At 38.3% G+C, this 5,381-nt stretch carries 6 protein-coding genes; 2 read left to right on the top strand and 4 right to left on the bottom strand.

Features of this window, described 5'->3' with window-relative positions:
- From ACEW8O_RS13815 to ACEW8O_RS13800, 4 genes are all read right to left on the bottom strand, one after another.
- Nucleotides 1–284: hypothetical protein (locus tag ACEW8O_RS13815; protein WP_373495212.1), on the bottom strand; the 284-nt coding region annotated here is incomplete at its 3' end.
- 266 nt (nt 285–550) lie between these two features.
- Complete coding sequence (locus tag ACEW8O_RS13810; RefSeq protein ID WP_373495213.1) at nt 551–1,147, bottom strand: nucleotidyl transferase AbiEii/AbiGii toxin family protein; 597 nt, start codon at nt 1,145–1,147, stop codon at nt 551–553.
- Nucleotides 1,148–1,233: 86 nt separating this feature from the next.
- Complete coding sequence (locus tag ACEW8O_RS13805; protein ID WP_373495211.1) at nt 1,234–1,674, bottom strand: transcriptional regulator; 441 nt, start codon at nt 1,672–1,674, stop codon at nt 1,234–1,236.
- Nucleotides 1,675–1,786: 112 nt separating this feature from the next.
- A complete protein-coding gene (locus ACEW8O_RS13800) occupies nt 1,787–2,869 on the bottom strand; it encodes a two-component regulator propeller domain-containing protein (protein ID WP_373495210.1) in 1,083 nt (360 codons plus the stop codon).
- 125 nt (nt 2,870–2,994) lie between these two features.
- Between ACEW8O_RS13800 and ACEW8O_RS13795 the strand changes: the two genes are divergently transcribed.
- Nucleotides 2,995–3,855, top strand: coding sequence for a helix-turn-helix domain-containing protein (locus tag ACEW8O_RS13795; RefSeq protein ID WP_373495209.1), 861 nt, complete (start codon nt 2,995–2,997; stop codon nt 3,853–3,855).
- Between the two features lie 345 nt (nt 3,856–4,200).
- Nucleotides 4,201–5,381: DEAD/DEAH box helicase (locus ACEW8O_RS13790; protein WP_373495208.1), on the top strand; the 1,181-nt coding region annotated here is incomplete at its 3' end.

Here is a 5,381-nt window from a genome sequence, read left to right as displayed (position 1 = left end):
TGTAGCATCGGATCGATGCTGTCATTTTCTGTAATGGGATAGTATTCTTCAATTCTCTGGATCCCCACAATTCCCATATTGACTGTAATCTCCACCGCATTGGTTGCCCAAGGGGTGATCATTTCCTTCCTTGGACCGGCAAAAGTTCCCTCAACTTTATCAGAACCAAGCTGTTTTGCCTCTCCGAAAAGCCAAATGAGTTTGTCAATTTCTTGTTGGTGGAGTGGTTGCTTTGCCTGAACGGCATAAATCAATGCTTGAGGTGATTGGAAAAAGAGGATCATGTGCGGTTTTTTGAAGCCTTTTTTGAAGAAGCAGCAAAGGTAAACATTTGGGGCAAAAGTTTAAAGGTTTGTTTTGAAGTTGGATGCTTGAAGTAGGAAGTTGGAAGTTGACGATGAAGAATGAGGGATGAAGGTCTAAGTTGCCGTCATTGCGAGGAGCACTTGAGAGACTTTGATGTTTTATACAGCTCTTAGTGCGACGTGGCAATCTTTTTAGGGAGGAAGGGGGAAGAAAAATTGCTTTATTCTAATCACTGATAAAAATTTCAATCATTGGGAAATTCCAATATGTGATTTTCGACAGCTTCAACAATATCAAGTTTAATCAACTCCCAATATTTTCCTTTTAAGCATTTTGGGTCAGGTTCATTATCTGCTTTCGAAAAGTCTAAAAGATTCTCCAAAATCACTTTTTTATCATGGGTATATGGATATTTCCTGGCGTGAAGTTTAATTAGCTGACCCAAAGTAAATCTATCGAGCAATTCATGAATATCCCAAAAATCTTTTTTTCTACCTCCCCTTTGAACCACATCGATTTTCATTGCCCCAATTTCTTCCATACTGGCAAACCTGATAATATCCTGAGTCTTTTCTTCTTCAAGAAAGGGGTCGGTATAATATAAGTCAAGTTTAATGGCTGAATCAGAGGATTCTCCAACCATATAAGACCGCCCAAAGCCAATAGGAATTTGAATTGGATCAGAAACATAGATAAAATTTGACCTTAAAAATTTTTCGATCGAATCAAAGTCAATGCTTCCATAAACCTTTTCAGAAAACAAATCTATGTCCAAAGACATCCGATGCCCTAATTGAAGACTTAACGCTGTACCTCCAACCAACCTAAAATCATCAAATATCTTGTTCTTTAGTAAAAAAAGAAGGCTTTCAGCGAGTTTTGGTGAAACTGTTTTCTAATAAAGTGCTTTCATTGGTTTAGTTCAGGTTATGATGGATATCCAGGCTTATAAAAATTATTGATCATATCTTTTTCCTCATCAGTTCCTCTTTCCATTACCCTATCAATAACAAATTGTTTATGATTGAACCAATCGATATTATTTATATCGGTATCCCAAAATAAGGACTCCCTGATTTTGCTAAGGTCTGGTTTTATTTTTAATTTCTTCTTATCCTCTTCTTGCTTGATATCATGGTAAACCTGAATTAGCATAAGTGTTCCCTTTTCCAAACCCAAAGATTCTTCAATTCGGAGGGCAAGTGAAGTATTCATTTTCCTTTTTCCATGTATTATGGCGCTTAAAGTCTGAGGATATTCACCGATAGACAATGCAAATGGTCCTTTAGACAAACCCTTTTTTTTGAGTTCCCTATCCAGAAAAACACCTGGATGGATGCCTTTGATATGTTGAATTCTTGAGTCCATGAAACAAAAATAAACAATTTTGTTTACACAAAAAAAATTATAAATTATTTTTAAAAATGAAAATCAAACCTTTAAACCTGCTGCAACTCCACCAACCCAAAAGTCCTTTCCTCTAACAATTATCTTTCTTAGCCACCAGTTTAGAGAAATATTCCTGACTTGACATCGCTTTAAAACTATTGACTGTATTTCCATCATAACGATACACGCCATTAGAGCCAAACCAAATATTTCCTTTATCATCTTCAAAAATTCCAAAAATCATTTTTGATGGTAAATTTGTTTCGGTTACCGTGATTTTTTCACTAAACAATGACTTTTCATCATAACGGGAAAGTGCCCAACCTTGACCATTATCACTTACTGAACTAGTCCAAATATTGCCTTTTTTATCTTCGATTATATAACCAACAAAATTCTGAGTGAAATTGGTAAATGTGCTGCCGTCATAGCGCCAAAGGCCATCATTGCCACCGAGCCAAATATTTCCTTTTGTATCTTCGATTAAGGAACGAACATTCTTGAAAGGTTTACCATTATAGGTAATAGCGGTAAATGTTTTTCCATCATAAACGAAGGTAAAGTCTCTTGTTCCAAACCAAAACTTGCCGGTTTTGTCTTCAATAATAGAAGTAACTTCATTAGGGGGGCGTGTAAAATCTGGAAAAGTTTTCCCTGTTCTATCTTCAACTATAGAATCTCCGTTCATCACATAATTTCGAAATGATTTTCCATCGTAGCGGCTTGCTCCTCCATTAACACCGAACCAAATATTGCCAGCTTTATCTTCAAAAATACAAGTAATCTCATTATTAACAAGTCCATCCTTTGTTGTGAAATTTTGAAAGGATTTCCCATTGTAATAATAAACACCTGAACCAATTGAACCGAACCAAAAGTCTCCTTTGCTATCTTCTAAAATAGAGAAAAAGCGAGCCGAGCTTACTTTATTGGTAATGTTGGTAAAAAATCTTCCATCATATCGAAAAACACCCTCCCACGAAGCTATCCAGACATTGCCATTTCTATCCTGCACAATATTGCGCACAATACTGATTGGTGCATCAGAAGTATAAAAGTATTTGGATTCGGACTCGATAGTGTTTTTTGATAGCTCTGTCTTATTTTGTGGGTTACAGGAAGTGCAATAACCAACGGTCAATAACCAGGCGAATAATCTTAGGTGTTTTTTCATTTTTATTGGTTTAGAATGCCCAAACATATGTCTATCTAAAGCGGAGATGGTAAATGAAATGTAAAAAGAATGTAAATCATGGTATAATTACTTTTTGGGTCACATTTAAACCTTAAATTTGATCAATGAAAAAACTGCTTCAACCAGCTGGTCTCGGAATCCTCTCCATGATATTGATGATGGCCATCCTTTGGCCATGGAATTCCAATGACTTTGGGGAAAACAGGGAAATCAGATTGAGGAATGTTGGGCATAAAATCCTTCTTGCCTCGGGAGATACCACTTCAAGGGTTTTGCCTATCAATAAAATCAGTGAGGGTGAGTTTATTATCCTATTTGAAAGCCCGTTCCAATTTGAGCCAAATACATTGGTCAAAGTGATCCATGCCGGACTTAAGGAAGGTATTGATGGTAAGGAAAATTACCGGGTCAATGTATTGCAATGCGTAGGAAACCAGATTGTATATGGCTATCAGATGTCCGGTCACAAAGACAAAACCATTGTTCCCTGCCAAGGTCGCATCCAACCTTTGGATTGCTACAGGATCAAAATTCAGTTTGAACCAAACCAATTGAAAGCTTCGAATTTTTCCATTCCAATCTTTATTGGACTCCTGGCATTTGGTTTTTTGTTTTTGTTCAAAAAGAATCCTTCAAAACCAGAAAAGGAACAAGACCTTGACCAATCACCATCACTATTTATCGGAAAATATGATTTCAAATACGAAAGCTATCTTTTAAAAATCGGAAGCGAGGAAATCGAGCTTTCACAAAAAGAAAACAAGCTGCTCAAACTTTTTGCCTCCCATCAAAACCAGATATTGGAAAGAGACAGGTTGCTCAAAGAAATATGGGAAGATGAAGGGGTATTCGTGGGCAGGAGTCTGGATATGTTTGTATCCAAACTCCGGAAAAAACTGATTTTGGATTCAAGTATCAATCTCAAAAATATCCGGGGCAGGGGTTATATGCTTCAGGTGGATTGACAACAAAATTTATTCTGTATCATCAATAACTCTGTTGAACCCTAAATTCGAATTATTGTTCTTTATTTGCTGTAAAACTATTTGAAATTTCTTTTCATCAATAATGTTCTCTTCTAGCAAAATACCTAGCATCCTCTTTTTATAATCAAAACTAAAAAGATTTTTTTTCTTTGTGTCTTAGCGGCTTTGCGGGAAGTGAAGTTAATGGTGCTTTCCTGCCAAAAAAAACCTACCTTTGACCCACTTTATAAATAAAGCACGGCAAGTTGTAGGCCGCTTTTAATCAATCTCCCCGCTGGGTCAGACCGTACAACATCTCACTCAGCCCATTTACATTCAGCCAACATGGCATTCAAAAATTTAGGAATTATTGACCCTATCCTCAAGGCGGTCGCCAATGAAGGATACACTACCCCCACGCCCATTCAGCAACAAGCAATCCCTCTCGTACTGGGAGGAAGGGACTTGCTGGGATGCGCGCAGACAGGCACTGGAAAAACAGCAGCCTTTGCCATCCCCATCATCCAATTGCTCAGTCAGCACAAACAAAGAAGACCCGGAATCAAATCCCTGATCTTGACGCCAACCAGGGAATTGGCCATTCAGATTGACGAAAGCTTTGCCTCGTATGGCAAATTTGCAGATATCAGACATACCGTTATTTTTGGCGGAGTGTCCCAACTTCATCAGACCAATGCTCTCAAAAGAGGTATTGATGTATTGGTAGCCACTCCGGGAAGATTATTGGATCTGATCAATCAAAGATTTGTTGACCTCAGGAATCTTGAAATATTTGTCCTGGATGAGGCAGATAGGATGTTGGACATGGGTTTTATACATGATGTGAAAAAAATCATCGCACTGCTTCCCCAAAAAAGACAGACCTTGTTTTTCTCGGCCACCATGCCGCCTGAAATTCAGAAGCTTGCGGATACCTTATTGACCAAACCTGCCTTTGTGGAAGTTACCCCTCCATCATCCACAGTTGACAAAATCGAGCAACAGCTATTTCTCACCTACAAAGCCGACAAACCCAAATTATTGCTTCACCTTTTGAAAGACGAAAAAGTAGGATCAGCATTGGTGTTTACCCGTACCAAACATGGTGCAGACAGGGTCGTCAAATTTCTTGTCCGTGAAAACGTGAAAGCCGCCGCCATCCATGGCAATAAAAGCCAAAATGCCAGACAGAATGCTTTAAAGGATTTTAAAAGCGGCAAATTGCAGGTGTTGGTGGCGACAGATATTGCTGCACGTGGAATTGATATTGACGAATTGTCCAACGTATTCAATTATGATCTTCCCAACATTCCCGAAACTTATGTTCACCGAATCGGTCGAACAGGAAGGGCAGGTAATTCAGGCGTGGCCATGTCATTTTGTGATGCGGAAGAATTGAAGGACTTAAAGGATATCGAAAAACTCATCGGAAAAAAAATCCCTGTTGTCCAAGATCATCCATATGAGTTCAAAGGCGTGATGAAAGAACAGGCTCCGGAAAAAAAGAAGAAACCACAGCAGAATCA

Origin of the sequence: Aquiflexum sp., from assembly GCF_041749095.1 — a bacterium.
In the GTDB taxonomy this organism is placed as follows: domain Bacteria; phylum Bacteroidota; class Bacteroidia; order Cytophagales; family Cyclobacteriaceae; genus Aquiflexum.
Note: the sequence above shows the minus strand (reverse complement) of the source record. Positions and strands in the feature narration are given on the sequence as shown.

Coding starts and splice junctions, on each gene's coding strand:
- ACEW8O_RS13805 (WP_373495211.1), bottom strand. CDS start 1,674: ATGGACTCAAGAATTCAACATATCAAAGGCATCCATCCAGGTGTTTTT.
- ACEW8O_RS13800 (WP_373495210.1), bottom strand. CDS start 2,869: ATGAAAAAACACCTAAGATTATTCGCCTGGTTATTGACCGTTGGTTAT.
- ACEW8O_RS13795 (WP_373495209.1), top strand. CDS start 2,995: ATGAAAAAACTGCTTCAACCAGCTGGTCTCGGAATCCTCTCCATGATA.